The sequence below is a fragment of the Pantoea sp. XY16 genome, from assembly GCF_025153065.1.
In the GTDB taxonomy this organism is placed as follows: domain Bacteria; phylum Pseudomonadota; class Gammaproteobacteria; order Enterobacterales; family Enterobacteriaceae; genus Pantoea; species Pantoea alfalfae.
The window spans coordinates 216,626-243,241 of the sequence record NZ_JANZNP010000006.1 but is presented as its reverse complement, the minus strand read 5'-3'; the positions used below and the strand labels follow the sequence as shown (position 1 = coordinate 243,241).

24 protein-coding genes are annotated in these 26,616 nt (G+C 55.4%); 12 read left to right on the top strand and 12 right to left on the bottom strand.

The genetic code is table 11. The features are described from left to right. Positions 1 to 291 precede the first annotated feature (291 nt). Positions 292 to 1,368, top strand: a complete 1,077-nt coding sequence (locus N1689_RS11090; protein ID WP_222925217.1) for an iron ABC transporter permease — start codon at positions 292 to 294, stop codon at positions 1,366 to 1,368. Further along, positions 1,368 to 2,156, top strand: coding sequence for an ABC transporter ATP-binding protein (locus tag N1689_RS11085; RefSeq protein ID WP_161732321.1), 789 nt, complete (start codon positions 1,368 to 1,370; stop codon positions 2,154 to 2,156). The genes N1689_RS11090 and N1689_RS11085 overlap by 1 nt, the downstream gene beginning before the upstream one ends. Before the next feature lie 92 nt (positions 2,157 to 2,248). Here N1689_RS11085 and fghA read toward each other — a convergent pair whose 3' ends face one another. The 3 genes from fghA to N1689_RS11070 all read right to left on the bottom strand — a co-directional run bounded on the left by fghA (position 2,249) and on the right by N1689_RS11070 (position 5,214). Further along, positions 2,249 to 3,091, bottom strand: a complete 843-nt coding sequence (fghA, locus tag N1689_RS11080) for an S-formylglutathione hydrolase (RefSeq protein WP_161732212.1) — start codon at positions 3,089 to 3,091, stop codon at positions 2,249 to 2,251. A gap of 12 nt (positions 3,092 to 3,103) precedes the next feature. Beyond that, positions 3,104 to 4,228: an S-(hydroxymethyl)glutathione dehydrogenase/class III alcohol dehydrogenase gene (locus N1689_RS11075; protein WP_161732214.1), complete on the bottom strand. Its 1,125-nt coding sequence runs from the start codon at positions 4,226 to 4,228 to the stop codon at positions 3,104 to 3,106. Positions 4,229 to 4,302: 74 nt separating this feature from the next. Next, positions 4,303 to 5,214: a putrescine utilization regulator PtrR gene (locus tag N1689_RS11070; protein ID WP_161732216.1), complete on the bottom strand. Its 912-nt coding sequence runs from the start codon at positions 5,212 to 5,214 to the stop codon at positions 4,303 to 4,305. 117 nt (positions 5,215 to 5,331) lie between these two features. Here N1689_RS11070 and N1689_RS11065 point away from each other — a divergent pair, with 117 nt between their 5' ends. From N1689_RS11065 to mglC, 7 genes are all read left to right on the top strand, one after another. Continuing rightward, a complete protein-coding gene (locus N1689_RS11065; RefSeq protein ID WP_222925219.1) occupies positions 5,332 to 6,459 on the top strand; it encodes a YbfB/YjiJ family MFS transporter in 1,128 nt (375 codons plus the stop codon). 124 nt (positions 6,460 to 6,583) lie between these two features. Beyond that, the gene (gene folE / locus N1689_RS11060) at positions 6,584 to 7,249 is read left to right on the top strand and encodes a GTP cyclohydrolase I FolE (protein WP_061062924.1); all 666 of its coding nucleotides are present in this window, start codon (positions 6,584 to 6,586) and stop codon (positions 7,247 to 7,249) included. Positions 7,250 to 7,299: 50 nt separating this feature from the next. Then, positions 7,300 to 8,460: a DUF418 domain-containing protein YeiB gene (gene yeiB / locus N1689_RS11055; protein ID WP_161732220.1), complete on the top strand. Its 1,161-nt coding sequence runs from the start codon at positions 7,300 to 7,302 to the stop codon at positions 8,458 to 8,460. Positions 8,461 to 8,607: 147 nt separating this feature from the next. Beyond that, positions 8,608 to 9,648: an HTH-type transcriptional regulator GalS gene (galS, locus tag N1689_RS11050; protein ID WP_013358509.1), complete on the top strand. Its 1,041-nt coding sequence runs from the start codon at positions 8,608 to 8,610 to the stop codon at positions 9,646 to 9,648. 309 nt (positions 9,649 to 9,957) lie between these two features. Continuing rightward, the gene (mglB, locus tag N1689_RS11045) at positions 9,958 to 10,953 is read left to right on the top strand and encodes a galactose/glucose ABC transporter substrate-binding protein MglB (RefSeq protein ID WP_222925220.1); all 996 of its coding nucleotides are present in this window, start codon (positions 9,958 to 9,960) and stop codon (positions 10,951 to 10,953) included. A gap of 68 nt (positions 10,954 to 11,021) precedes the next feature. Continuing rightward, positions 11,022 to 12,542, top strand: coding sequence for a galactose/methyl galactoside ABC transporter ATP-binding protein MglA (mglA, locus tag N1689_RS11040; RefSeq protein WP_161732224.1), 1,521 nt, complete (start codon positions 11,022 to 11,024; stop codon positions 12,540 to 12,542). A gap of 19 nt (positions 12,543 to 12,561) precedes the next feature. Further along, positions 12,562 to 13,572: a galactose/methyl galactoside ABC transporter permease MglC gene (gene mglC, locus N1689_RS11035; protein ID WP_161732226.1), complete on the top strand. Its 1,011-nt coding sequence runs from the start codon at positions 12,562 to 12,564 to the stop codon at positions 13,570 to 13,572. Between the two features lie 285 nt (positions 13,573 to 13,857). Here the strand turns inward: mglC and sanA are convergent, their stop codons facing one another. From sanA to metG, 6 genes are all read right to left on the bottom strand, one after another. After that, on the bottom strand, positions 13,858 to 14,577 hold the full coding sequence (gene sanA / locus N1689_RS11030; RefSeq protein ID WP_013358504.1) for an outer membrane permeability protein SanA: 720 nt from the start codon (positions 14,575 to 14,577) through the stop codon (positions 13,858 to 13,860). Positions 14,578 to 14,712: 135 nt separating this feature from the next. Next, positions 14,713 to 16,410: an NAD-dependent malic enzyme gene (locus N1689_RS11025; protein WP_253419328.1), complete on the bottom strand. Its 1,698-nt coding sequence runs from the start codon at positions 16,408 to 16,410 to the stop codon at positions 14,713 to 14,715. Between the two features lie 269 nt (positions 16,411 to 16,679). Further along, positions 16,680 to 17,570 carry a cytidine deaminase gene (gene cdd, locus N1689_RS11020; protein WP_253419325.1) on the bottom strand — a complete coding sequence of 297 codons (891 nt, stop codon included), beginning with the start codon at positions 17,568 to 17,570 and terminating at the stop codon, positions 16,680 to 16,682. 120 nt (positions 17,571 to 17,690) lie between these two features. Further along, positions 17,691 to 18,383: a CidB/LrgB family autolysis modulator gene (locus tag N1689_RS11015; RefSeq protein ID WP_222925222.1), complete on the bottom strand. Its 693-nt coding sequence runs from the start codon at positions 18,381 to 18,383 to the stop codon at positions 17,691 to 17,693. After that, positions 18,376 to 18,768 carry a CidA/LrgA family protein gene (locus N1689_RS11010; RefSeq protein ID WP_222925223.1) on the bottom strand — a complete coding sequence of 131 codons (393 nt, stop codon included), beginning with the start codon at positions 18,766 to 18,768 and terminating at the stop codon, positions 18,376 to 18,378. Before N1689_RS11010 ends, N1689_RS11015 begins: the two co-directional genes overlap by 8 nt. Positions 18,769 to 18,996: 228 nt before the next feature. Continuing rightward, the gene (metG, locus tag N1689_RS11005; protein ID WP_222925224.1) at positions 18,997 to 21,030 is read right to left on the bottom strand and encodes a methionine--tRNA ligase; all 2,034 of its coding nucleotides are present in this window, start codon (positions 21,028 to 21,030) and stop codon (positions 18,997 to 18,999) included. Between the two features lie 176 nt (positions 21,031 to 21,206). On the opposite strand from metG, the gene apbC reads away from it, so the two are divergent. Further along, complete coding sequence (apbC, locus tag N1689_RS11000; protein ID WP_161732237.1) at positions 21,207 to 22,319, top strand: iron-sulfur cluster carrier protein ApbC; 1,113 nt, start codon at positions 21,207 to 21,209, stop codon at positions 22,317 to 22,319. Here the strand turns inward: apbC and N1689_RS10995 are convergent. Then, positions 22,316 to 22,771 (bottom strand): GNAT family N-acetyltransferase, encoded by a 456-nt coding sequence (locus N1689_RS10995; RefSeq protein WP_161732239.1) that lies wholly within the window; start codon positions 22,769 to 22,771, stop codon positions 22,316 to 22,318. The genes apbC and N1689_RS10995 overlap by 4 nt on opposite strands. 234 nt (positions 22,772 to 23,005) lie before the next feature. Between N1689_RS10995 and ahpC the strand changes: the two genes are divergently transcribed. Both ahpC and ahpF read left to right on the top strand, forming a co-directional pair. Further along, complete coding sequence (ahpC, locus tag N1689_RS10990) at positions 23,006 to 23,569, top strand: alkyl hydroperoxide reductase subunit C (protein ID WP_013358496.1); 564 nt, start codon at positions 23,006 to 23,008, stop codon at positions 23,567 to 23,569. A 71-nt stretch (positions 23,570 to 23,640) separates the two neighbouring features. Continuing rightward, positions 23,641 to 25,209: an alkyl hydroperoxide reductase subunit F gene (gene ahpF / locus N1689_RS10985; RefSeq protein ID WP_010248223.1), complete on the top strand. Its 1,569-nt coding sequence runs from the start codon at positions 23,641 to 23,643 to the stop codon at positions 25,207 to 25,209. Positions 25,210 to 25,270: 61 nt separating this feature from the next. Here ahpF and N1689_RS10980 read toward each other — a convergent pair whose 3' ends face one another. Together N1689_RS10980 and N1689_RS10975 are read right to left on the bottom strand one after the other, a co-directional pair. After that, positions 25,271 to 26,230, bottom strand: a complete 960-nt coding sequence (locus tag N1689_RS10980; protein WP_222925225.1) for an AEC family transporter — start codon at positions 26,228 to 26,230, stop codon at positions 25,271 to 25,273. 97 nt (positions 26,231 to 26,327) lie between these two features. Continuing rightward, on the bottom strand, positions 26,328 to 26,525 hold the full coding sequence (locus tag N1689_RS10975; protein ID WP_260058979.1) for a hypothetical protein: 198 nt from the start codon (positions 26,523 to 26,525) through the stop codon (positions 26,328 to 26,330). Positions 26,526 to 26,616 lie beyond the last annotated feature (91 nt).

Genomic DNA, 26,616 nt, shown 5'->3' with positions numbered 1-26,616 from the left:
TGGGGCACATGCTCAGGGAGCATACGTCTTTCGCAAAGACGCAAAAACGCCATCCCTGGCAAGCTCAGCGCGGGCCATCCCTGGCCCGCGATGCTTTGCTCCAGACGTATGCTCCCATCGCTTTAAGTCCGGGAACAGCCTCAACGCGCTGTGTCTGCCGGTATCCTGCCCATAACAACACCGTTTTTTACCCTTTTTTCACGTCTCGCTTATCTTCACGAATTGATAATTATTATCACCTGCACTATTGTGGCTGCGTTTTCTGACGTGATAGCCACACAGGGTTCAAACATGACTACTGAAACTTCGCTGCTGGCGGGGGAAGAGACGCTTCACCACACCATGCAAAACTACCATCAGGTGCTGCGCCGCCGCCTGATCTGGATTGGCGTATTACTGGTGGCTATTGTCGCCTCGCTGATCCTCGACTTCACGCTGGGTCCGGCCGGACTCTCACTTGATACGCTGTGGAATACGCTGCTCAGCCCCGACAGCGTCGATGCCGGCACCCGCGTGATTGTCTGGGACATTCGTCTGCCCTATGCGCTGATGGCGCTGGTGGTAGGGCTGTCGCTGGGTCTGGCAGGTGCAGAGATGCAGACCATCCTGAATAACCCGCTGGCCAGCCCGTTTACACTCGGTGTCTCCTCGGCGGCAGCGTTTGGTGCCGCGCTGGCGATCATTCTCGGCATCGGTATTCCCGGCATTCCTGATCAGTGGTTAATCTCTGCCAATGCCTTTGTCTTTGCGCTGTTTGCCGCGCTGATGCTGGATGCCGTGACCCGCTGGACGCAGGTTTCGTCGGCGGGCGTGGTGCTGTTCGGTATCGCACTGGTCTTCACCTTTAACGCGTTGGTTTCAATGATGCAGTTCATCGCCAGTGAAGACACCCTGCAGGGTCTGGTGTTCTGGACCATGGGCAGCCTGGCGCGTGCTTCCTGGGAAAAGCTGGGTGTACTGACCGTAGCGCTGGCCATTCTGGTGCCGTTCTCAATGATGAGCAGCTGGAAGCTGACGGCGCTGCGTCTGGGTGAAGATCGCGCGGTGAGCTTTGGTATTGATGTACGTCGTCTGCGCCTGACCACCCTGCTGCGTATCAGTATTCTCTCGGCGCTGGCGGTGGCGTTTGTTGGCCCGATCGGCTTCATCGGGCTGGTCGCGCCGCATATTGCCCGCATGATGTTTGGTGAAGATCACCGCTTCTATCTGCCCGCCAGTGCGCTGGTTGGCGCGCTGGTGCTGTCGCTGGCATCAGTCGCCTCGAAAAACCTGCTCCCCGGCGTGATCATCCCTGTCGGCATCGTCACCTCACTGATTGGCGTGCCGTTCTTCCTGAGTATTATTCTGCGTCATCGGGGGACGGTATGATGGAACAGGGTCTGACGTTACGCGGCTTCAGTGCCGGTTATCCCAAACATAAAGTCATTGAAAATCTCAACGTGGCACCGCTGCCACGCGGTGAGATCACCGTGCTGCTCGGGCCGAATGGCTGTGGTAAATCGACGCTGCTGCGTGCACTGGCCGGGCTGAATAAAGGTCAGGGTGAGATGTGGCTCAACGGTGAAGATCTGATGACTCAGCCGTTTGCCCGCCGCGCGAAGAACGTGGTCTATCTGCCGCAGTCGTTGCCTGCGGGCGTGCATCTGCACGTGCTGGAGTCGATCATTGTGGCGCAGCGTGCCTCTGGTGGACTGCACAGCGCCAGCAGCGAAGCCGAAATCATGCATCTGCTTGAACAACTGGGGATAGCGCATCTCGCGATGCGTTACCTCGATCAGCTCTCCGGCGGTCAGAAGCAGCTGGTCGGGCTGGCGCAGTCCCTGATCCGTCGCCCTAAGCTGCTGCTGCTGGATGAACCGCTGAGCGCGCTCGATCTCAACTATCAGTTCCACGTGATGGATCTGGTACGCCGCGAAACAGCCCAGCGCAACATCGTGACGGTGGTGGTGGTGCATGACATCAATATCGCGCTGCGTCATGCGCAACACGCGCTGATGCTGAAGCAGGGCGCACTGGTAGCGGAAGGGCAACCGGATAAGGTGATTACGCCGACTACGCTGGCAAAAGTGTATGGCGTGAATGGCCGTATCGAACACTGCTCACGCGGCATTCCGCAGGTAATGATCGACGGGCTGACCGGACCGGCACTGGTCTGAAAGTCGGGCAGGCCTGGCCTTGAGCCAGCGTTTGCGGCAGTAGCAGTACAGGATGCAGAAAAGTTCAGGGCCGCAATTGCGGCCCTGATGTTTTACGTTAGCAGATGTTGTGCATGGAAGCGCAGATGATCTTCCACAAAGCTGGCTATAAAGAAGTAGCTATGGTCATAACCCGGCTGAATACGCAGCGTCAGCGGGAAACCGACTGCTTTAGCAATCTCTTCTAACCGCTCCGGTTGCAGCTGATCGGCCAGGAACTGATCGCTGTCGCCCTGATCGATCAGGACTGGCAGACGATGCGACACCTCTGCCATCAGCTGGCAGCTGTCATATTCCCGCCACGCCGCCTGGTCGTCGCCCAGATAGGCCTTAAACGCTTTCTGGCCCCACGGCACCTGCATAGGGTTTACAATCGGCGCAAACGCAGACGCTGAGGCAAAGCGGTTACCCAGACGCAGCGCCAGCATCAGCGCGCCGTGTCCGCCCATGGAGTGACCCATAATCGACTGACGTTCACTGACTTTGAAGTTATCCGCAATCAGGGCGGGCAGCTCGCTGCTCAAATAGTCGAACATGCGGAAATGAGTGGCCCAGGGGTGCTGAGTGGCATTGAGATAAAATCCCGCGCCCTGACCCAGATCGTAGCCCTCATCGTTGGCAACGCCTTCACCGCGCGGGCTGGTATCCGGCATAATCATTACCAGACCCAGTTCCGCCGCCACGCGCTGCGCGCCCGCTTTGGTGGTGAAGTTCTCATCGTTGCAGGTCAGCCCGGCCAGAAACCAGACCACTGGCGGCGGCGCATCACCGTGCGGTTCAGGCAGGTAGATGCTGAAGGTCATCGGGCAGTTCAGCACGGCCGACTGATGACGCCAGCGCTGCTGCCAGCCGCCAAAAATGCGGTGTTCTTCCAGTAGCTCCAGAGTGGATGCCATAACGCCTCCTGATTACTTGTTAAAGTGCACGACCGAGCGAATCGATTTTCCTTCGTGCATCAAATCAAAGGCGTCGTTGATCTCTTCCAGCGGCATGGTGTGGGTGATGAAGTCGTTCAGGGCAAACTTACCATCAAGGTAATCCTGCACAATGCCCGGCAGCTGTGAGCGGCCTTTCACGCCACCAAAGGCGGAACCGCGCCAGACGCGACCAGTTACCAGCTGGAACGGACGGGTAGAGATCTCTTCACCGGCACCGGCGACGCCGATAATCACAGACTCACCCCAGCCTTTGTGGCAGCACTCCAGCGCGGAACGCATCACGTTGACGTTACCGATACACTCAAATGAGAAGTCCACACCGCCGTCGGTCAGCTCGACAATCACATCCTGAATCGGCTTATCGTAATCTTTCGGATTAATCAGATCGGTGGCACCCAGTTTGCGCGCCAGATCGAATTTGCTGGTGTTGAGGTCGATTGCGATGATGCGGCCAGCCTTCGCCATTTTTGCGCCGATAACCGCAGAAAGACCGATACCGCCGAGACCGAAAATCGCGACGGTGTCGCCTTCTTTTACTTTAGCGGTGTTCATTACCGCGCCCATGCCGGTAGTCACGCCACAACCCAGCAGACAAACTTCTTCCAGCGGCGCTTCTTTACTGATTTTCGCCAGCGAGATTTCCGGGATCACGGTGTATTCAGAGAAGGTCGACGTGCCCATATAGTGGAAAATCGGTTTGCCATCTTTAAAGAAGCGCGTGGTGCCGTCCGGCATCAGGCCTTTGCCCTGAGTGGCACGGATCGCCTGGCAGAGGTTAGTTTTGCCCGACAGGCAGAACTTACATTTGCCACACTCCGGGGTGTAAAGCGGAATGACATGGTCACCTACTTCCACACTGGTCACGCCTTCGCCCACGGCTTCTACGATGCCGCCGCCTTCATGGCCGAGAATCGCCGGGAAAACGCCTTCCGGATCGGTGCCGGAGAGGGTGTAGGCGTCGGTATGACAGACGCCAGTCGCGACGATGCGCACCAGCACTTCGCCTTTCTGCGGTGGCATCAAATCCACTTCTTCGATTTTCAGCGGTTCGCCAGCGGCCCAGGCAACAGCGGCACGGGTTTTGATCATGTTCATGCAATCCCTCTTCCAGTCAGATTGTGACGCACGATGGCGTCGTGTGGTTATGGTTTAAACATAGCGTGGAACGCTTATTGCGCCGCCTGTAATGGATAGATCAACTCATCGTTGAGCGGACGATCGTCAAACTGTTCAATAATCAGATACTTCAGCGCTTCAACATTCGGAGTAAAAGCATCGCGTCGCCACATTAGCCAGGTGGCGGTATCGCGATAAGCCGCAGGTAAGGTATGCGCCTGCACCCGCGACCGATCCGCCATCTGCTTCAGCACCGAAGCCGGGATCATCGCGACACCCGCACCGCCCGCCACGCAGGCCAGCATGGCGTGATAGGACTGAATCTCCATCACATTGTCGGGCGCGGTCTGGCTGTCGCGATACCAGCTCTCCAGCTTCACCCGGTAAGAGCAGCTATTGCGGAAGGCAAACAGGGTGTCGTCCTGCACATCGCGCGCTGTGGTGATAGGCGCGTGATCCAGCCCGGTGATCAGCACCATCTCCTCACGAAAGGCGATGCAGCCATTCAGATCGTCATGGGAAACCGGGCCATCCACCAGCGCGGCGGCCAGAGTGCCTTCGCGAACCCGATCGATGATTTCGCCCGAGGTGCCGGTAATCAGCGACAGCGCCACTTTAGGGAAGCGCTGGTGATAGGCGGCGAGCAGACCAGGCAGGCGGGTCGCTGCGGTACTCTCCATTGAGCCCAGCGCAAAGTTGCCTGCCGGTTCACCAGTGCGGGTCATGCTCATCGCTTCTTCACTTAATGCCAGAATACGCTGCGCATAATTCAGGAAATTATGGCCCATCGGTGACAGGCGAATGCGCTGCTTCTCACGAATAAAGAGATCCACACCTAATTCTTCTTCCAGCTGACGCAGCCGCGTGGTGAGATTAGAGGGAACGCGATGCAGCTGTTCGGCTGCGCGCGCCAGGGAGCCCGTTTCGGCAACGGAACAGAACATACGCAGCTGAACTAAATCCATATCTTCTTTTCCCGTAAACAAGTTGGTTAATATTATTCACTTTCCGTGAGTTTAATCATCCTGCATGCTGTTAGCAAGTCAGAAGAGATCGCAAGGCAGAACAACAGGAGTTCAGCAATGGCGTTACGCGTCGCGCTCAGCGCGTTTTTAACCTTATTTGTGGCGATGGGCATTGGGCGATTCGCCTTTACGCCGCAGGTGCCGCTGATGATTCAGGCGCACCAGCTGACGCTCACCAGTGCCAGCCTGGTCGCTGCGCTCAACTATCTTGGCTATCTGTGTGGCTCATTCGATGCCATGCGCGCGCACCGGCGGGTGGAGCTGCGTTTGCAGGCGGGCGTATGGGGTGCAGTGATCCTGACGCTGCTCTCTGCACTGGCAACCGGACCGTGGCTGCACGGTGCGATCCGCTTTCTGATTGGCTGGGCCAGTGGATGGGCGATGGTGCTGGTGGCGGCCTGGAGCAACGAACAACTGCATCGCCACGGCCGGGCAGGGCTGTCGGCGGCCGTGTTTGCCGGGCCGGGCTGCGGTATTTTTGTCAGCGGTCTGCTGGGGGTGGCGCTGCATACTCTACAGGTCTCTGCCGGTCTGGCCTGGGCCGCTTACGGTACGCTGGCACTGCTGCTGATTGCGCTGATTACCCGTAATCTGCCGCGTCGGGGCGAACTGCATCGCCCGGATCAGGCACCTGAGCCGCTGGTGCTGGATCGCAACCTGAAACGTCTGGTGCTGAGTTACAGTCTGGCGGGCTTTGGTTATATCCTGCCCGCCACCTTTTTATCGCAGATGGCCGCTACGCGTTTTCCTGACGGCATCTTCGCGCAGTTTGTCTGGCCGATATTTGGCGGTGCGGCGATGGTCGGCATCCTGCTGGGCATCCTGACGCGGCGCTGGGGGCATAGTCACGTCCGCCTGGCGGTAGTGCTCTGGGCTCAGGCGCTGGGCGTTTTTGCTGCGGCACTGCTGCCCGGCTTTAGTGGCCTGCTGGCCGGGGCGCTGCTGGTGGGCGGCGGCTTCCTCAGCGTGGTACAGCTGTCGCTGCTTTGCGCCCGTGAACTGGCACCCCATCATCTGCGTTACATGGCCGGCCTCCTGACCACCGGCTATGCGGTCGGACAGCTGGTTGGTCCGCTGCTCTCTTTTCTCTCAACGGCTCTGTTACATCGGCTGGAGCCTGCCCTGTGGGTGGCCGGGATCAGCCTGGTGTGGGCGGGCCTGCTGGTCTGGCGAAAAATTGAATGAAAAGCTTTCATCACCAATCTGATTGATTGCTGGATTCCCCGCAAAGAAAGTTTCACAATACGCGCCTGATTACAGGGCCTGCAGGCAAAAGCTTGCGGGCGCAACACCAGCCGGAGAAGAGTAAATGAGCACCCTAAGTCAGGAAGCTGCCCTGGTTCACGAAGCGCTGCTGGCGCGTGGACTGGAAACGCCGTTACGTGCACCGACGCGCGACATTGATGACGAAACGCGTAAGAGCCTGATTGCCGGGCACATGACCGAGATTATGCAGCTGCTGAATCTGGATCTTGAAGATGACAGCCTGATGGAAACGCCGCATCGCATCGCCAAAATGTATGTGGATGAGGTCTTTTCCGGTCTCGATTATGCCAACTTCCCGAAAATCACCGTCATTGAGAATAAAATGAAGGTCGATGAGATGGTGACCGTGCGTGATATCACCCTGACCAGCACCTGTGAACATCACTTTGTGATCATTGATGGCAAAGCCACGGTTGCCTATATTCCCAAGGAAAAGGTGATTGGCCTGTCGAAAATCAACCGCATCGTGCAGTTCTTCGCCCAGCGCCCGCAGGTGCAGGAGCGCCTGACACAGCAGGTTCTGGTGGCCTTGCAGACGCTGCTGGGCACCAACAACGTTGCTGTCTCGATTGATGCGGTACATTACTGTGTGAAAGCGCGTGGCGTCAAAGATGCGACCAGCGCCACCACCACGACCTCTCTGGGCGGCCTGTTCAAGTCCAGTCAGAATACCCGCCAGGAATTCTTGCGCGCGGTACGCCATAGTTGAGTTAACGGCGGGCGCATAATGCTGCCCGCCTCAATGGGGCAGGGTGCCGCATGCAACGCTATCACGTGCTGGATTTCATTCGAGGCTGTGCCATTCTCGGCATCCTGCTGCTCAATATTGTGGGCTTCGGCCTGCCTTCTGCTGCTTACCTGAATCCGGCCTGGCAGGGCAGTGTCAGTCTCTCCGACGTCTGGACCTGGGCACTCTCTGACGCCTTTGCTCAGCTCAAATTCCTCACCCTGTTTGCACTGCTGTTTGGCGCAGGTCTGCAAATGCAGTTGCCGCGCGGCAGTCGCTGGCTGACTGCCCGGCTTTCCATTCTGGTACTCATCGGTTTTCTGCATGGTGTCTTTCTCTGGGAAGGCGATATCCTGCTGGATTACGGCATCATCGGGCTGGTGGTCTGGCGGGTGCTGCGTGACGTCCCGTCAACCCGCAGCCTGATGAATACCGGCATTCTGCTTTATCTGGTGGGCTGCGGCGTGCTGCTGGTGTTTGGGTCGATCTCCGATCCCGAACCGACGCGATCCTGGCTGCCGGGTGCTGCCGATCTGCAATATGAGCAGTACTGGAAACTGAGCGGCGGCTGGGAAGCGATACAGAACCGGCTGGATCATCTCTCATCAGGGCTGATGGCGCTGGCGGCTCAATATGGCTGGCAGCTGGCGGGCTTAATGATGATGGGTGGCGCAATGCTGCGCAGCGGCTGGCTGACTGGAGAATTTTCCCTCCGCCACTATCGTCAGGCGGCGGCCCTGCTGCTGACAATGGGCTTCTCCATTGCGGTAGCCGGTGTAGCCGCGCAATGGCTGTTACATTGGGAATTCCGCTGGGCGGCTTTTTACCTGCAGGCCCCGCGCGATCTTGCCAGCCCGCTGATTAGCCTGGGCTATGCCGCGCTCTGTCTGGCCTACTGGCCACAAATTTCTCACTGGCATATCAGCCACGCCATCCAGTGCGTGGGCCGTATGGCGCTGACCAACTACCTGCTGCAAACGCTCATCTGCACCACGCTGTTCTATCGCTTTGGCTTCTACATGCATTTCACCCGGCTGGAACTGGTGCTGATGGTGCCTGCGATATGGCTCATCAATATCCTGTTTTCACTCATCTGGTTACATTTCTTCGCACAGGGTCCGCTGGAATGGCTGTGGCGGCGGTTTACGCTGCTCTCAGCCGGCAAATCACGCATTACCGACAACGCCAGATAATGACCGCCATCACAAAGGTTACAGAATTGTATGTAACCGTTTTCATTGATGTGACGCAATTCACGCTGCACGCCTCCCGCCCCTGACAGAATAGCGCCGGTGTATAACCCGGCGTGAAGCCCTATTTTTCCCTTCTGGAACTGCTGCATGATAACTATTCGTGATGTTGCCCGTCAGGCTGGCGTGTCAGTGGCGACCGTGTCGCGTGTTCTCAATCAGAGCAACGCCGTGACCTCTGACACCCGCGACGCCGTGTTACAGGCGGTTGAAGCGCTGGGGTATCGCCCTAACGCCAACGCCCAGGCGCTGGCGACGCAGGTCAGCGATACGATCGGGGTAGTGGTGATGGATGTCTCTGATCCCTTCTTCGGGGCGCTGGTTAAAGCAGTGGATACCGTGGCGCAGCGCGTGCACAAGCATGTGTTAATCAGCAACTCCTGGCATCAGGAAGAGAAAGAGCGTCATGCTATCGAGGTGCTGATCAGGCAGCGCTGCAGCGCCCTGGTGGTCCACGCAAAAACGCTGCCGGACGCGGAGCTGGCGGACTTTATGCAGCACGTGCCCGGCATGGTAGTGATTAACCGCATCGTCCCTGGATTTGAACACCGCAGCGTCAGTCTGGATAACGTCACGGGTGCACTGATGGCCTCAAGAACCCTGCTGCAACAGGGGCATAGCCGCATTGGCTATCTTTGCTCCAGTCATCCCATTGAGGATGTGGCGCAGCGCCGTGAAGGGTGGATGCAGGCGATGGCCGAACAGGGCATCCGGCCGCAGGAGAGCTGGATCGCCAGCGCAGAGCCAGATATGCAGGGGGGCGAAGCGGCGATGGTGGAGCTGCTGGGGCGCAATCTCAACCTTACAGCAGTGTTTGCTTATAACGACGGCATGGCGGCTGGCGCACTTACTGCGCTGAAAGACAACGGCATTCAGGTGCCACAGCATTTTTCTGTCATTGGCTTTGATGATATCCCGATTTCCCGTTATACCGATCCGCAGTTGACCACTGTGCGCTATCCCATTGTATCTATGGCAAAAATTGCCACTGAGCTGGCACTGCAGGGCGCAGCCGGACTGCTTGATGACACGGCAACGCATATCTTTATGCCAACCCTGGTGCGGCGTCATTCTGTGGCGCAGCGGCAAAATGTGGAGTCCGTCACTAATTCAGGCGATTCAGGCATGTAACCGTTTTCAATCTGTGATTGTATTCACAGTTAATTAACATTGCCCTCACTATGATGGCAGCGTCTTACCGGACTGAAACATTATGTAACGCCAGTGTAACGGCATCAGTTGTGGTCTCAGTAGCCGGTTAAAGGGTTCATACCCTCTTCATGGAAGCGTTCTGGCACAGGGAAGTCAGGTTTTAGACGGCGTCTGATGGCTTAACAGCCTCATTACGTTAACCAACGCGCCGATCTGTTTTACCAATTGCTCTTCCGCACATTTTGCGGCAGCGCTAAAAAGACCCTGCATAATAAAACCGGAGATACCATGAATAAGAAGGTTTTCACGCTTACAGCACTGGTTGCCAGCATGATGTTTGGTGCAACCGCTCACGCAGCTGACACCCGTATCGGCGTGACCATTTACAAATATGATGACAACTTCATGTCAATGGTGCGCAAAGACATCGAGAAAGAAGCGAAAACGATCGGTGGCGTACAGCTGCTGATGAATGACTCGCAGAACGACCAGTCCAAACAGAACGATCAGGTGGACGTGCTGATGGCAAAAGGCGTGAAAGCGCTGGCGATTAACCTGGTTGACCCGGCTGCCGCTGCCGTCATCGTAGACAAAGCACGTGCCAACGACGTGCCGGTTGTCTTCTTTAACAAAGAACCGAACGCTAAAGTCCTGGCCGGCTATGACAAAGCTTACTATGTGGGTACCGACTCCAAAGAGTCCGGCATCATCCAGGGTCAGCTGATTGAGAAGCACTGGAAAGCGACCCCAGCCTGGGATCTGAACAAAGATGGCACCATTCAGTTCGTCCTGCTGAAAGGCGAGCCAGGCCATCCAGATGCTGAAGCCCGTACTAAATATGTTATCGACACCCTGAACAAAGATGGTCTGAAGACGCAGCAGTTAGCGATGGATACGGCGATGTGGGACACCGCACAGGCCAAAGATAAGATGGATGCGTGGCTGTCAGGCCCGAACGCGAAGAAAATTGAAGTTGTGATTGCCAATAACGATGCGATGGCGATGGGTGCCGTTGAAGCGCTGAAAGCGCACAACATGACTTCTATCCCGGTCTTCGGCGTCGATGCCCTGCCAGAAGCGATGGCACTGGTGAAATCCGGTGCGCTGGCCGGTACCGTGCTGAACGATGCGGAAAACCAGGCGAAAGCGACGCTGGATATTGCCAACAACCTGGCGAACGGCAAAGCGGCAACCGATGGAACAAACTTCAAGATGGTCGATAAGATCGTCCGTGTTCCTTACGTTCCGGTTGATAAAGAAAATCTGTCTCAGTTCTCGAAGTAAGATTGATTACGGGCGCGACAGCTGTCGCGCCTTTTTTATGTCACCACCGTTTTTTAGCCAGGTAAAATATGGCCAGTGATAACACGACCGCGCAGCGAGAATATTTGCTGGAAATGACGAATGTTTCAAAATCATTTCCCGGCGTTAAAGCGTTAGATAATGTGAATTTGAAAGTGCGGCCTCACTCTGTTCATGCATTAATGGGCGAGAACGGTGCCGGGAAATCCACCTTATTAAAATGCCTGTTTGGTATTTATAAAAAAGATACCGGCAGTATCCTGTTTCAGGGTAAAGAGATCGACTATAAAAGCTCCAAAGAAGCGCTGGAAAATGGCGTGTCGATGGTGCATCAGGAATTAAACCTGGTTCTTCAGCGTACCGTGATGGATAACATGTGGCTGGGGCGTTATCCGCGCAAAGGCTTCTTTGTCGATCAGGATAAGATGTACCAGGACACTAAGGCGATTTTTGACGAGCTGGATATCGATATCGATCCACGCGACAAAGTTGCCAATCTTTCTGTGTCACAGATGCAGATGATTGAAATTGCTAAAGCGTTCTCCTACGACGCGAAAATAGTGATTATGGATGAGCCGACTTCCTCGTTAACCGAGAAAGAGGTGAATCACCTGTTCACGATTATTCGTAAGCTGAAAGATCGCGGCTGTGGCATTGTTTATATTTCGCACAAGATGGAAGAGATTTTCCAGTTGTGTGATGAGATCACGATTCTGCGTGATGGTCAGTGGATCACCTCTCAGCCGCTGGACGGGCTGGATATGGATAAGATCATCGCCATGATGGTCGGCCGTTCACTGAACCAGCGTTTCCCTGACCGTACCAACGTGCCAGGCGAGACAATTCTTGAAGTTCGCAACCTGACGTCACTGCGTCAGCCGTCTATTCGCGATATCTCATTTGATTTGCGTAAAGGGGAGATACTCGGCATTGCCGGGCTGGTGGGCGCCAAACGTACCGATATCGTCGAAACGCTGTTTGGCATTCGCGAAAAATCGGGCGGCACCATCAAACTGCATGGCAAACCGATTAATAATCACAGCGCCAATGAAGCGATTAACCACGGTTTTGCGCTGGTGACTGAAGAGCGTCGTTCGACTGGTATTTATGCTTACCTGGATATTGGTTTTAACTCGCTTATTTCCAATATTAAAAAATATAAAAACAGTATGGGACTGCTGGATAATAAACGCATGAAGAGTGATACCCAATGGGTTATCGATTCAATGCGTGTTAAAACCCCAGGGCATCATACACAAATTGGTTCGCTTTCGGGCGGTAACCAGCAAAAAGTGATTATTGGCCGCTGGTTATTGACCCAGCCTGAAATCCTGATGCTTGATGAACCAACACGCGGTATTGATGTTGGTGCGAAATTCGAAATTTACCAGCTGATTGCTGAACTGGCGAAAAGAGAAAAGGGCATCATTATTATCTCATCCGAAATGCCGGAGCTGTTAGGCATTACCGATCGTATTCTGGTAATGAGTAATGGTCTGGTAGCAGGCATAGTTGATACCAAAACGACCACGCAGAACGAAATATTGCGTTTAGCGTCATTACACCTTTAATGAAGCAAGGGCTGTTAACATGAAAGCGACTACAAAAAAGAATGCGCTAACCTGGTTAAAAGAGGGCGGCATTTATGTCGTTCTGCTGGTATTGCTGGCTATTATTATTTTCCAGGATCCGACATTTTTAAGTTTGATGAACCTGAGTAATATTCTGACCCAATCTTCGGTGCGCATTATTATTGCACTGGGTGTGGCGGGTCTGATTGTGACCCAGGGTACTGACCTGTCAGCCGGACGTCAGGTTGGCTTAGCGGCGGTCGTTGCCGCAACGCTGTTGCAGGCGATGGATAACGCGAACAAAGTCTTCCCGACGCTGGATACCGTGCCGATTCCACTGGTTATCCTGACGGTGTGCATCATTGGCGGTGTAATTGGTCTGGTGAATGGTGTGATTATTGCTTACCTGAAGGTAACGCCATTTATCACCACGCTGGGCACCATGATTATCGTTTACGGTATCAACTCACTCTATTACGACTTTGTGGGTGCCTCACCGATTGCTGGCTTTGACGCAGGGTTCTCGAAATTTGCTCAGGGTTTCTTACGCTTTGGTGATTTTAAACTCTCGTTCATCACGTTCTACGCTGTGATTGCCATTATTTTCGTCTGGATTCTGTGGAACAAAACCCGCTTCGGCAAAAACATTTTTGCTATCGGCGGTAACCCGGAAGCGGCGAAAGTGTCAGGCGTGAACGTGCCTTTGAACCTGATCATGATTTATGCCCTGTCAGGTGTGTTCTACGCCTTTGGCGGGATGCTGGAGGCGGGTCGTATCGGTTCTGCCACCAACAACCTTGGCTTTATGTACGAGCTGGATGCGATTGCGGCCTGTGTGGTCGGCGGCGTTTCCTTCGCCGGTGGTGTGGGTAGTGTGGCGGGTGTCGTCACCGGTGTGCTGATCTTCACCGTTATCAACTACGGTCTGACCTATATCGGCGTGAACCCTTACTGGCAGTACATCATTAAGGGCGGCATCATTATCTTCGCCGTGGCGCTGGATTCCCTGAAATATTCTCGTAAGAAGTAAGTCTTATTCAACGCTAAAAAAGCGACCTTCGGGTCGCTTTTTTTATGGGGAGTGCTGGGGTTGTTGCTGTAAGACGGAGTCTGCGAAGGGAACACGGTCAGATCGGAAAGACGCAACAGCCGTCATCCATGACATGCTCGGCTCGCGCTGAGCCTTGCCTTAGAGAGCGTCTTTTACGTCTTTGCGAAAGGCGTATGCTCTCTGAGTCTTGTACCTTGCTGCCAGACTGCAGCTCAGCACATATAACAGTTTTCAGCACAGTTTCATTAAGCCGTTGAGCGCCAGCTATTTCCGCAGCTTCTGTTCCAGCTCCAGCAGCTGCTCCGGCGTCACCGCCGGATAACTCTGCGCGTCTTCAGGAACATCGTGTACGGCAGGAATTGGCACCAGCGGGCCTAAGAAACGGGGTTCACGCTTAAGCAGGAAGAGGTCCGCCAGTGCACCCAGCCGGGCACCGACCTCACGGAAGCGCACGCTCAGCATGTTTTTCGGTGAGGGCACCGCATAGCACTGGGCCTGAATGCCCAGTTGCAGGGCGATAAACAGCGCGCGCTCACAGTGGAAGCGCTGCGTGATAATAATGAAATCATTGGTATCAAACACTTTGCGGGTGCGCACAATCGAATCAAGCGTCCGGAACCCGGCATAATCGAGCACGATATCAGCCGGATCGACACCGGCTTTGATAAGATCGCGGCGCATCGTCATCGGCTCATTATAGCTTTGCAGCGCGTTGTCACCGCTCAGCAGCAGATAATTCACCTTGCCGCTGTTATAGGCATTAAGCGCGCCCTGCATACGATAGAGGTAATACTGATTGATAACGCCTGTACGATAATATTTCGCCGTCCCCAGGACCACACCTACCTGACGATGCGGCAATGAAGCGACATTTTCGTAGATAAAAGGCGCAGTTTTCCAGCTGATCCAGCGATCAAGGCCGAGCGCCGTTGCCACCATCAGTAAGATGATGAAAAGCAGACCAATGAGAACGCGTTTCAGCATGCGCCTGGAGACTCGATGTCAAAATAGTGAGATGGGACAAGGCTACTTGAGCAGCCGCAGCGAAGCAAGTGACTGCCGGCTGGCTGTACGTTTTTTGAACACTGCCGGACCAGAGGCGATCCGGCAGTGGGAAGATTAAATCGAGGTACGACGATAGTGACGATACTGCGGCAGCCAGAAGTTGTTGGCGATAGCCTGTGACAACACATCTTCAGAGGTCACCACGGCGACACCCGCCAGTTGAGCAGCTTTACCCACTTCCATCGCTATGATTTTCGACACGCCCTGGATATCTTTAATCTCAGGCAGTACCGGGCCTTCACCTTCATTCACCAGCGGAGAACAGTCAGCGAGCGCGCGGCTGGCGGTCATCAGCATGGTATCGGTAACGCGGCTGGCACCCGAAGCAATCACACCCAGACCAATGCCCGGGAAGATGTAGGAGTTGTTGCACTGCGCAATCGGATAGGTTTTACCGTTCCAGCTCACCGGCGAGAACGGGCTGCCGGTTGCGACCAGCGCGGCACCGTCAGTCCAGGCGATGATATCGGCTGGCGTCGCTTCCACGCGTGATGTCGGGTTCGACAGTGGCATCACAATAGGGCGCTGACAGTGCTTGTGCATCTCGCGGATGATCTCTTCGGTGAACAGGCCCGGCTGGCCAGAGACACCAATCAGAATATCGGGCTGCGCATTGCGCACCACGTCCAGCAGCGAGATGGAATCATTGGTGACATCCCACTGCTGCAGGTTTTCGCTCTTCTGCACCAGCTTGCTCTGGAAATCGAGCAGGTTAGGCAGCTTGTCCGTCAGCAGACCAAAGCGATCGACCATCATCACCCGGCCACGTGCTTCCTCGTCGCTCAGGCCTTCTGATTTCATCTGCGCGATGATCTGTTCAGCGATACCACAACCCGCGGAACCGGCACCCAGGAACACCACTTTCTGCTCGCACAGGCGGCTACCGGCTGCGCGGCTGGCGGCAATCAACGTACCTACCGTAACGGCTGCAGTGCCCTGAATATCGTCGTTAAAGCAGCAGACCTCATCGCGATAGCGGTTCAGCAGCGGCATGGCGTTCTTCTGGGCGAAATCTTCAAACTGCAGCAGAACTTTCGGCCAGCGGCGTTTAACGGCCTGGATAAATTCATTGACGAACTCGTCGTACTCTTCGCCGGTAATGCGCGGATGACGCCAGCCCATATAGAGCGGATCGTTCAGCAACTGCTGGTTATTGGTGCCGACATCCAGTACCACCGGCAAGGTGTAAGCCGGACTGATGCCACCACAGGCGGTATAGAGTGAAAGCTTACCAATCGGGATACCCATGCCGCCGATGCCCTGATCGCCGAGGCCCAGGATGCGCTCGCCATCGGTCACTACAATCACCTTCACATTCTGCTTGGTGGCGTTTTGCAGCATATCTTCGATGCGGTCACGGTTAGGGTAGGAGATGAACACGCCACGCGCACGACGGTAGATCTCAGAGAAGTGTTCGCAGGCTGCGCCCACAGTCGGGGTGTAGATAATCGGCATCATCTCTTCAAGATGATTATCCAGCAGGCGATAGAACAGCGTTTCGTTGGTGTCCTGGATGTTACGCAGGTAGACATGCTTATCGTTATTATTTTTGAAGTCCTGGAACTGACGCCAGGCACGCTGCGCCTGCTCTTCAATCGATTCCACTGCTTCTGGCAGCAAACCGTTGAGGTTGAATTCATTACGTTCTTCGATGCTAAAGGCGCTGCCTTTATTCAGCAGGGGAAATTCCAGCAAAATCGGGCCAGCATAAGGGATATACAGCGGGCGTTTACTTTCGTAGTCGAGTTCCATGCGGTAATGCTCCGGTTGCAGTGTTGTCTGGCGTCACGCCGGAAAGGTAGCGCCAGTTTTCTCACCCGTTATAGCTCAGACTGCAGGTCAGGCAGCGGCAGGGTAACCGCTGCGGAAACATTCACGACCGTGCTGCTATCCTGCAACCTGAATTATTCAGAGTAATTTGTAATTGCGTGAATTCTGGCGCCAGATCCTATGAAATTTCCCGCAGAAGTACAGCGTTTGTTCACAAAAGCTCACAAAACTGTGGCTTCTCTGACAGCGGGTTATGCTTTGTACAGCGTTACCTGCAGCAGCTCACCGCAACCAAATGTCTCAAGCGTCGCCTGCGTGGCGGCAAACTGGCTTAACGTGGCATTTTCCACTTCGGCCAGTACCGCTTTTTTTATCTGACGAACATCGCCGCCCTGCATGTTCAGCAAGACCAGTGCCGCCTGAAGCGGCGGGAAGCTCGGGTTAAACGCGGCATTTTCGGCATAGCGACCGGCGACAATCGCGCCATCCGTGGTCAGCAGCGCAACACCCGCGTGGGACTGGCTGTAAGGCGCGTGGCTGGCATTGGCAGCGGCAACCGCAGCCTGCACCAGTTCATCGCCTTCGGCCACATAGCCGTGGTCCACCTCGTCCATCAGGAAGGTCGTAATGTCCAGATCGCGCGGGCCAAAGGCATCCGGCAGATAATCGGCCAGGGTGCTGATTGCGCGTTGTGGCAGGCTGATGCGAATGTTGGTGCCGCTGTTCAGCTCGTTCATGAACTGACGGCAGTGACCGCACGGCGTGTAGTTAACGGTGATGGTCTCAAGCTGGCGCTCGCCGCGCAGCCACGCATGGGTAATAGCGCTCTGCTCAGCATGGACGGTCTGCTGCATGGGCGTGCCGACAAATTCCATGTTAGCCCCGAAGTACCAGTTGCCGCTGACGCCGCGGGCTATCGCCCCAACGTTAAAATGCGACACGGTAGGAACGGCACAGGAGGCCGCGAGGGGCAGCAGCGCCAGCGCCAGCGCATCGGCCTCCATTTGTGTCTGTTGTTGCAGTGAGGTGACCTGGTCGGCGCTGATCACCGCATGAAAGTCAGGATCGTTCAACAGGGGAGCAAGTGCAGTTTGCAGCGTTGACGGCAATGCCTCAAAAGCAGAAAGGAAACGGGAATGCATGTGAGCCTCATTAAATTCAGCAGGGCGATGTGCCAGTCACCGGTTTATATGTGATCCACATCGCTCTGACAATGTAACATGTGTTGCATGTTTCAACTTTGCGAGATCTCTCGCAAACTTTCAGCCAAACCAGTGCATCAGCAGCGGAAAAATAAACGGTGCCAGCAGAGAGGTGATGATGCCGCAGATCACCAGCGCCAGTGAGCTGAATGCTCCTTCCTGATAGTCCAGTTCCGCGGCACGCGCCGTGCCCAGCGCATGCGATGCATTGCCAATTGCCAGTCCGCGCGCCGCTTTCGATTTTACGCCCAGCAGATTCAGCAGCGTGTGTCCGAATACCGCACCCAGTACTCCGGCAATCAGCACGCAGATGGCGCTGATGGCGGGAATGCCGTGCAGCGAACCGGAGACGGCCATCGCGATGGGCGTGGTCACGGATTTAGGTACGATGGTGGCGGCAATTTCAGGTGTGGCACCCATCCACAGGGCAATAGCGGTGCCTGAGATCATGGCGGTCAGGCTGCCGATAAAGCAGACGCCAATAATCGATTTCCACCGGGCACGAATCTGATGCATCTGCTCATACAGCGGCAGTGCCAGCGCGACCACAGCCGGTTGCAGCAGCTGATTAAGAATCTGGCTGCCGGCGAAATAGCGCGAGTAAGGAAGCTGCAACAGCAGCAGTATCGGGATAATCATCCCCATGGCGACCAGTAGCGGATTAAGCAGCGAGATTTTCAGTCGTATCGCCAGCTTGCGCGCCAGAAAAAAGGCTGCCAGCGTCAGTGGCAGTGACCACCACATGTCACTCATCGGCTGACTCTCCGGCAGGACGGCGGCTGTGAAGCCGGTGGGCGCTGACGCCGACAATGGAGAGTACCAGGAAGGTACTGACAACACAGGAAACAACAATCGGGCCAAACTGGGCGGTGAGTATATCGGTGTAACTCATCACTCCGACGCTGATTGGCACAAACAGCAGCGCCATGTAGCGAATCAGCAGATGGCAGCCCGGTTTTACCCAGCTGACCGGCAGGATCTGCGACGCCAGCAGGCCGAACAGAATTAACATTCCCAGGATGCTGCCTGGCAGTTTAATGGGCAGCAGCGAAGCGATGCCGATGCCAGCGTATAAGCAGAGATAAATGATGATAAAGGCGCGAAGATAACGTCCGCAGACAGACAGCACGGTGAGCATGGCAGGCTCCTGTTTTCACTGAGCTTCATCATACGCATTAACCGCTTAGCGTGCTAGCGATCACATTTATGCCGCAGAGTAGCAGCAACGGGCAAAGCGTTTCAGCAGAAGGAAGCGGGGTAGTAGCGGTGAGAATGCAAAGGGGGAAAAATAACCCTTCGCGCCAGTGATACGGCGCGAAGGGTTGAGGACGGCACTTCGCTTAACCTGTTAAGCGTCGGCAGGCGATTACTTAACCGGCATACCCGGCACAGCACCGCTGTCGACGGAGAGCACGAACAGATCTTTGCCGCCCGGGCCCGCTGACAACACCATGCCTTCAGAGATACCAAAACGCATTTTACGCGGGGCGAGGTTAGCCACAATAATGGTCATTTTACCGACCAGCACGGCGGGATCAGGATAGGCGGCACGAATACCTGAGAAGATCTGACGCTTCTCACCGCCCAGGTCGAGTTGCAGACGCAGCAGCTTGTCCGAACCTTCCACCAGTTCCGCCTGCTCAATCAGCGCGACGCGCATATCCACTTTGGCGAAATCATCAATGGTAATGGTTTCACCGATCGGTGCATCGGCCAGCGGGCCCGTGGCGGGCGATGCACTGGCCGCAGCGGCATCCTCTTTCGAAGCCTCAATCAGTCCTTCGACTTTCGCCATTTCAATGCGGCTGTAGAGCGCTTTGAACGGTGCGACCTGATGATCCAGCAGCGGCTGCGCGATGGCATCCCAGCTCAGTTCACAGTTCAGGAAGCCTTCTGCGCGGGCGCTCAGTGACGGCAGTACCGGCTTCAGCCAGGTCATCAGAATGCGGAACAGGTTAATGCCCATGGAGCAGATTGCCTGCAGATCGGCATCACGGCCTTCCTGCTTCGCCACCACCCACGGAGCCTGCTCATCGACATAACGGTTCGCCAGGTCAGCCAGCGCCATGATTTCACGGATAGCACGGCTGTATTCACGACCCGCCCAGGCGTCACCAATCTTCTCTGACGCATCCACGAAGGTCTGATAGAGCGCCGGATCGGCCAGGTCTGCCGCCAGTTTGCCGTCAAAGCGTTTGGTAATGAAGCCCGCGTTACGTGACGCCAGGTTAACCACTTTGTTAACGATGTCAGCATTCACGCGCTGGACGAAATCTTCCAGATTCAGGTCGATATCGTCAATGCGTGAAGAGAGTTTCGCCGCGTAGTAGTAACGAAGGCTGTCGGCATCCAGATGCTGCAGCCAGGTGCTGGCTTTAATAAATGTGCCGCGCGACTTCGACATCTTGGCACCGTTGACGGTGACATAGCCGTGTACAAACAGGTTGTTTGGCTTGCGGAAGTGACTGCCTTCCAGCATCGCTGGCCAGAACAGGCTGTGGAAGTAGACGATATCTTTACCGATGAAGTGATACAGCTCGGTCGTCGAGTCTTTACGCCAGAATTCGTCGAAGTCGATGTCGCCACGCTTGTCGCACAGGTTCTTGAACGAGCCCATGTAACCGATAGGCGCATCCAGCCAGACGTAGAAATATTTGCCTGGCGCGTCCGGGATTTCAAAGCCGAAATAAGGCGCATCGCGGGAGATATCCCACTGCTGCAGGCCCGATTCAAACCACTCCTGCATTTTGTTCGCCACCTGATCCTGCAGCGCACCGGAGCGGGTCCAGGCCTGCAGCATGGCGCTGAAGGACGGCAGATCAAAGAAGAAGTGCTCGGAGTCGCGCAGGACTGGCGTCGCACCGGATACCACCGATTTCGGATCGATCAGCTCGGTCGGGCTGTAGGTCGCGCTGCAGACTTCACAGTTGTCGCCATACTGATCAGGTGATTTACATTTCGGGCAGGTGCCTTTCACAAAACGGTCCGGCAGGAACATCCCTTTTTCCGGATCGTAGAGCTGGGAGATGGTGCGGTTTTTAATAAAACCGTTCTCTTTCAGACGGCCGTAAATCAGCGCTGAAAGCTCACGGTTCTCGTCGCCGTGGGTCGAATGATAGTTGTCATAGCTGACATTAAAACCGGCAAAGTCGGCTTCATGCTCGCTTTTCATCTCTGCAATCATCTGCTCCGGTGCAATGCCCAGCTGCTGAGCTTTCAGCATGATCGGCGTGCCGTGCGCATCATCGGCGCAGATGAAATAAACCTGATTGCCACGCATTCGCTGATAACGCACCCAAATGTCTGCCTGGATATGCTCGAGCATGTGGCCGAGATGGATTGATCCGTTCGCGTAAGGCAGTGCGCACGTTACCAGAATTTTTTTAGCGACTTGAGTCATAGTTTGCGTAGCTTTCTGTTGATTGAAAAAACGGGCTTAGATGGTAACTGAAGGCTTCACCTGCGTAAACACAAGGGATTCACCCTGCCAGTCGCCGCAGATCCACGAGCATCTGATATCATTGACAATACATCGCTGAAACACAGCGTAAGCACAGCAGAAATAAGGAGCAGGGGATGACAGTACAATCCCGGGAACCGCATACGCCAGAAGGCCTGCGCGCCATCGTGGCAGGCGTATTGAGAAGCTTTGAGCATCCGACCCTTAAGCAGAATCTCACCGCCCTGAAGGCATTGCACCATGTGGCGCAGCTGGATGGAACGCTGCATGTGGAACTGGTGATGCCGTTTGCCTGGGCCAGCGGATTCGACGACCTGAAAGAGCAGGTCAGCGCCGAACTGCTGCGCCAGACCGGCGCACGCGCCATCGACTGGCGGCTCAGCCATGATATTGCCACCCTGAAGCGGGTAAAAAACCAGCCGGGCGTTAACGGCGTCAAAAACATTATTGCGGTCAGCTCCGGCAAAGGCGGCGTGGGAAAATCCAGCACCGCCGTAAACATGGCGCTTGCGCTGGCAGCAGAAGGCGCGCGGGTCGGGATTCTGGACGCCGATATCTACGGCCCGTCTGTGCCGAACATGCTCGGCACTCAGGATCAACGGCCAACCTCGCCAGATGGCACCCATATGGCACCGATCATGGCGCACGGGCTGGCCACCAACTCCATTGGTTATCTGGTCACGGATGACAATGCGATGGTGTGGCGCGGGCCGATGGCCAGCAAAGCGCTGATGCAACTGCTCAACGAAACGCTGTGGCCGGAGCTGGATTATCTGGTGCTGGATATGCCGCCCGGCACCGGCGACATTCAGCTGACGCTGGCGCAGAACGTGCCGGTCACCGGTGCGCTGGTGGTGACGACACCGCAGGACATCGCCCTGATTGATGCCCGCAAAGGGCTGGTGATGTTTGAAAAGGTCAATGTGCCGGTGCTCGGCGTGGTGGAAAACATGAGCCTGCATATCTGCAGTCAGTGTGGCTTCCACGAGCCCATCTTTGGCACCGGCGGCGCGCAGAAACTGGTGGAGGATTACCAGACACAGCTGCTGGCCCAGCTGCCGCTGCACATTGACCTGCGCGAAGATCTTGATGAAGGTGAACCGACGGTGATTCGTCGTCCCGACAGCGAATTTACCGCGCTCTATCGCCAGCTGGCCGGACGCGTTGCGGCTCAGCTTTACTGGCAGGGCGAAGTCATCCCCGGCGACATCGCCTTCCGCGCGCTTTAAGCCCGACCCGACCCGCTGGCATAGTGTGAGGCCAGCGGGTAATGCATCAACACGTAGCCGCCGTGCTCACCTTCGCCCTGTGAAATCATTTTCCAGCCGTGTTTCAGGTAAAACGCCTGTGCCGCTTTGTTCTTCTGCAGGCACTTCAGCGCGCCGGTTGAGGTAAAGCGCGCTTCGACTGCTTCCAGTAAAGCGCTGCCCACGCCGCGTCCCTGCCAGTCAGGATCGACATAAAGACTGTGCAGGAAGTTGTCGTTCTCCAGCAGCCCGGCAAATCCGACACGCTGCCCCTCTGCTTCCGCGACCAGCACGGTTTCGCCCAGAATCACGCCATCAAAATCTTCCAGCTGCCACTCGCTGCCGTCAAGCCAGCGCCAGTTGTGTCGTCGCGCCGCCAGAAACAGCGTGCGCAGGAAAGGACGATCGGCTTCCGTAAACGGACGAATCTCCACAGGTCAGCTCCCTTATAATCCGGTCTTACAAAACTAGCAGTGATTCGCGAAGACAGGCGAAAAGATAAAGCGGGTTAAATGTCACGAAAATCGCTGTACACTGCCTGCCGGGCCAGAGAGCATCAGGCTTTCAGCGTTTGATAGCTTTCGTTTATCAGATTGATAACGACCGCGTATTAGATGTTGGCCCGAAAATTATGTAACCTGCATCACATATTTTAACGGAGGCCACAGATGTCTATTATCAATACCAAAATCAAGCCGTTCAAAAACGCAGCATTCAAAAACGGCGAATTCATCGACGTAACCGAGAAAGACGTTGAAGGTAAATGGAGTGTGTTCTTCTTCTATCCAGCTGACTTCACCTTCGTCTGCCCGACCGAACTGGGCGACGTGGCTGACCACTACGAAGAATTCCAGAAACTGGGCGTAGATATCTACTCCGTTTCTACCGACACCCACTTTACCCACAAAGCCTGGCACGGTTCTTCAGACACCATCGCGAAAATTCAGTACGCGATGATTGGTGACCCGACTGGCGCGCTGACCCGTAACTTCGAAATCATGCGTGAAGACGAAGGTCTGGCTGACCGCGGTACGTTCATCGTTGACCCGGAAGGCGTTATCCAGGCCATCGAAATCACTGCTGAAGGCATTGGCCGTGACGCCTCTGACCTGCTGCGCAAAGTGAAAGCGGCTCAGTACGTGGCTTCTCACCCAGGTGAAGTGTGCCCGGCTAAATGGAAAGAAGGTGATGCAACTCTGGCTCCGTCTCTGGACCTGGTTGGCAAAATCTAATTCCGCTTCGCCCTTTCGACCATTCTCCAATCGGGTGCTGCGGCACCCGATTTTTTGACCAGGATATCACTATGCTCGACACAAATTTGAAGACGCAGCTCAAGGCTTACCTTGAGAAATTAACCAAACCTGTTGAGTTGATCGCCACCCTGGATGAGGGTGCAAAATCAACCGAGATTCGTGAACTGTTGGTTGATATCGCCGGCCTGTCTGACAAAGTCAGCTTCCGCGAAGAGAACGATCGTCAGGTGCGTAAGCCCTCATTTCTGATCACTAACCCAGGTTCGAACAGCGGCCCGCGTTTTGCCGGTTCCCCACTGGGTCACGAATTTACCTCACTGGTGCTGGCGCTGTTACAGACCGGTGGGCATCCGTCGAAAGAAGCACAGAGCCTGCTGGATCAGATCGCGGCGCTGGACAGTGACTTCCATTTCGAAACTTACTATTCACTCTCATGCCATAACTGCCCTGACGTCGTACAGGCGCTGAACCTTATGGCGGTGATTAATCCGCGCATCAGCCACACCGCTATCGACGGTGGCCTGTTCCAGAACGAGATTCAGGAACGTAACGTGATGGGCGTGCCAGCGGTTTACCTCAATGGTAAAGAGTTTGGTCAGGGTCGCATGAGCCTGGCGGAAATCGTCAGCAAAGTGGATACCAATGCGGATAAACGTGCGGCAGAAGAGCTGAACAAGCGTGACGCGTATGAAGTCCTGATTATCGGCAGTGGTCCGGCGGGCGCAGCGGCAGCCATCTACTCAGCACGTAAAGGCATCCGTACCGGCCTGCTGGGTGAGCGTTTTGGCGGCCAGGTGCTTGACACGGTCGATATCGAAAACTATATCTCCGTACCGAAAACCGAAGGGGCAAAACTGGCCGGTTCACTGCGCGCACACGTGGATGATTACAACGTGGACGTCATTGAAAGCCAGAGCGCCATCAAACTGATCCCGGCAGCGAAAGAGGGCGGAATGCACGCCATCGAAACCGCCTCCGGCGCAGTATTGAAATCCCGCAGCATCATCCTGGCGACCGGCGCACGCTGGCGTAACATGGGCGTGCCGGGTGAAGAAGAGTATCGCACAAAAGGCGTGACCTACTGCCCACACTGCGATGGTCCGCTGTTCAAAGGCAAACGCACAGCGGTGATCGGCGGCGGTAACTCCGGCGTGGAAGCGGCCATCGATCTGGCCGGTATCGTTGAACACGTTACGCTGCTGGAGTTTGCCGGTGAGATGCGCGCCGATCAGGTGCTGCAGGATAAGCTGCGCAGCCTGAAGAACGTTGATGTGATCCTGAACGCGCAGACCACTGAAGTGAAAGGCGACGGCACCAAAGTGACCGGCCTGCACTATATCGACCGTACGACGCAGACCACCCACGAGCTGCCGCTCTCCGGTATCTTCGTTCAGATCGGTCTGCTGCCGAACACCCCGTGGCTGGAAGGCGCGGTTGAGCGCAACAAAATGGGTGAGATCATCATCGATGGTAAATGCGAAACCAGCCTGAAGGGCGTGTTTGCTGCGGGCGACTGCACCACCGTGCCGTACAAACAGATCATCATCGCCAGTGGTGAAGGTGCTAAAGCCTCACTGAGCGCGTTTGACTATCTGATTCGTACCAAATCGGCTGAATAACATTTAGTTAGCCAGACAATAGCCCTTCAGCACGCCTGCTGAGGGGCTTTTTTTTAGCCTGTTAATAGCCCGCCAGTGTCATCAGCATCATCCATATCGGCGTCGTCACCGCCGCAAATACCGTTGAAAACAGCATACTCGCCGCCGCCGGGCCGGTAATGACATTGAACTTCTGCGACATCAGATAGACGTTAACCCCGACTGCCATCGATCCCAGCAGTACCACCACTTTACTCTCCAGCGGTGGCAAATCGGTCAGCCACGCGATAGCCCATACCGTCATCGGCTGCAGCACCAGCTTCAGCAGGCAGAGGGTATAGCTCTCTTTAAGTCCTTCCCGCACCCGATAATGCGCCAGGCTCATGCCCAGCGTCACCAGCGACAGGGGCGCGGCCAGTGAAGCCAGCATCTTTAACGGTTCTGCGGCCAGCATCGGCAAAGGACGCTGCAGAAAACTCCAGGCCGTCCCGCTGAGAATGCCGATGATGAGTGGATTCTTTACTACCCCAATCAGGGTGCGCCACACGCCTTCCAGCGAGAAGCTGCCCTGTTTCGCCCATTCGACCGAAACGGTGAGTAAGGTCCAGAGGATCAGGCTGTTAAATACCAGAACCAGCGCCACCGGGGGCAGGGCTTCTGGCCCCAGCAGTACTGTGGCCACCGGGATCCCCAGCATCACGTTATTGGAAAAGATGCCGCCCAGCGCAAAAACCGACGCCGCTACGCCATCCAGATTGAACAGCCTTGTTGCCAGCAGTCGCCCCACGATAAACACCAGCAGGCAACTGCCGAAGAAGGCCAGCAACAGGCGCGCATCCACCGGCGGACTTTGCGAGAAGGTGCTCATCACCCGAAACAGCATGCAGGGCAGCGCGACGTTAAACACAAAGCGGTTCATCCCTTCGCTGATGCTGGCGGGCCATTTTCCGAGGCGCGTCAGACAGTATCCCAGCAGGATCAGGATAAACAGCGGGGCTGACAGATAAATTTGATGGCTTAAGCTTTCAAACAGCAGTGGCATAGAGAGAGTCTGGTCAGGCGATCATTAGTTACCAGACTAACAAATTGCTAACTAACTGTTAACTTGAACTGTGTCTGGAATGACCGTTGCCCGGACACTAACCTAACCAGCGGCGTGCCTGTCTGTCACTGATATCCCGATAATAGACGCGATGAATAATTTCGCCACAGCCTGTGCAGCGGGCGGAAAGATAGGTGAAGAGGTACTGTCTGCCATTGGGTGCCACGGCACCCTTGCGTTCAATATTAATCTCCTGCCATCGATGACGGTGTGGAATAAGCGCTAAAAATCGCATCATACGTCCTGAATAGTATGAAGTTCCGCTTCAGAAGTTTTTTAACTCCATGAAATAACGTATTTTTTACGATAATGCTGCGAGCAGGTTA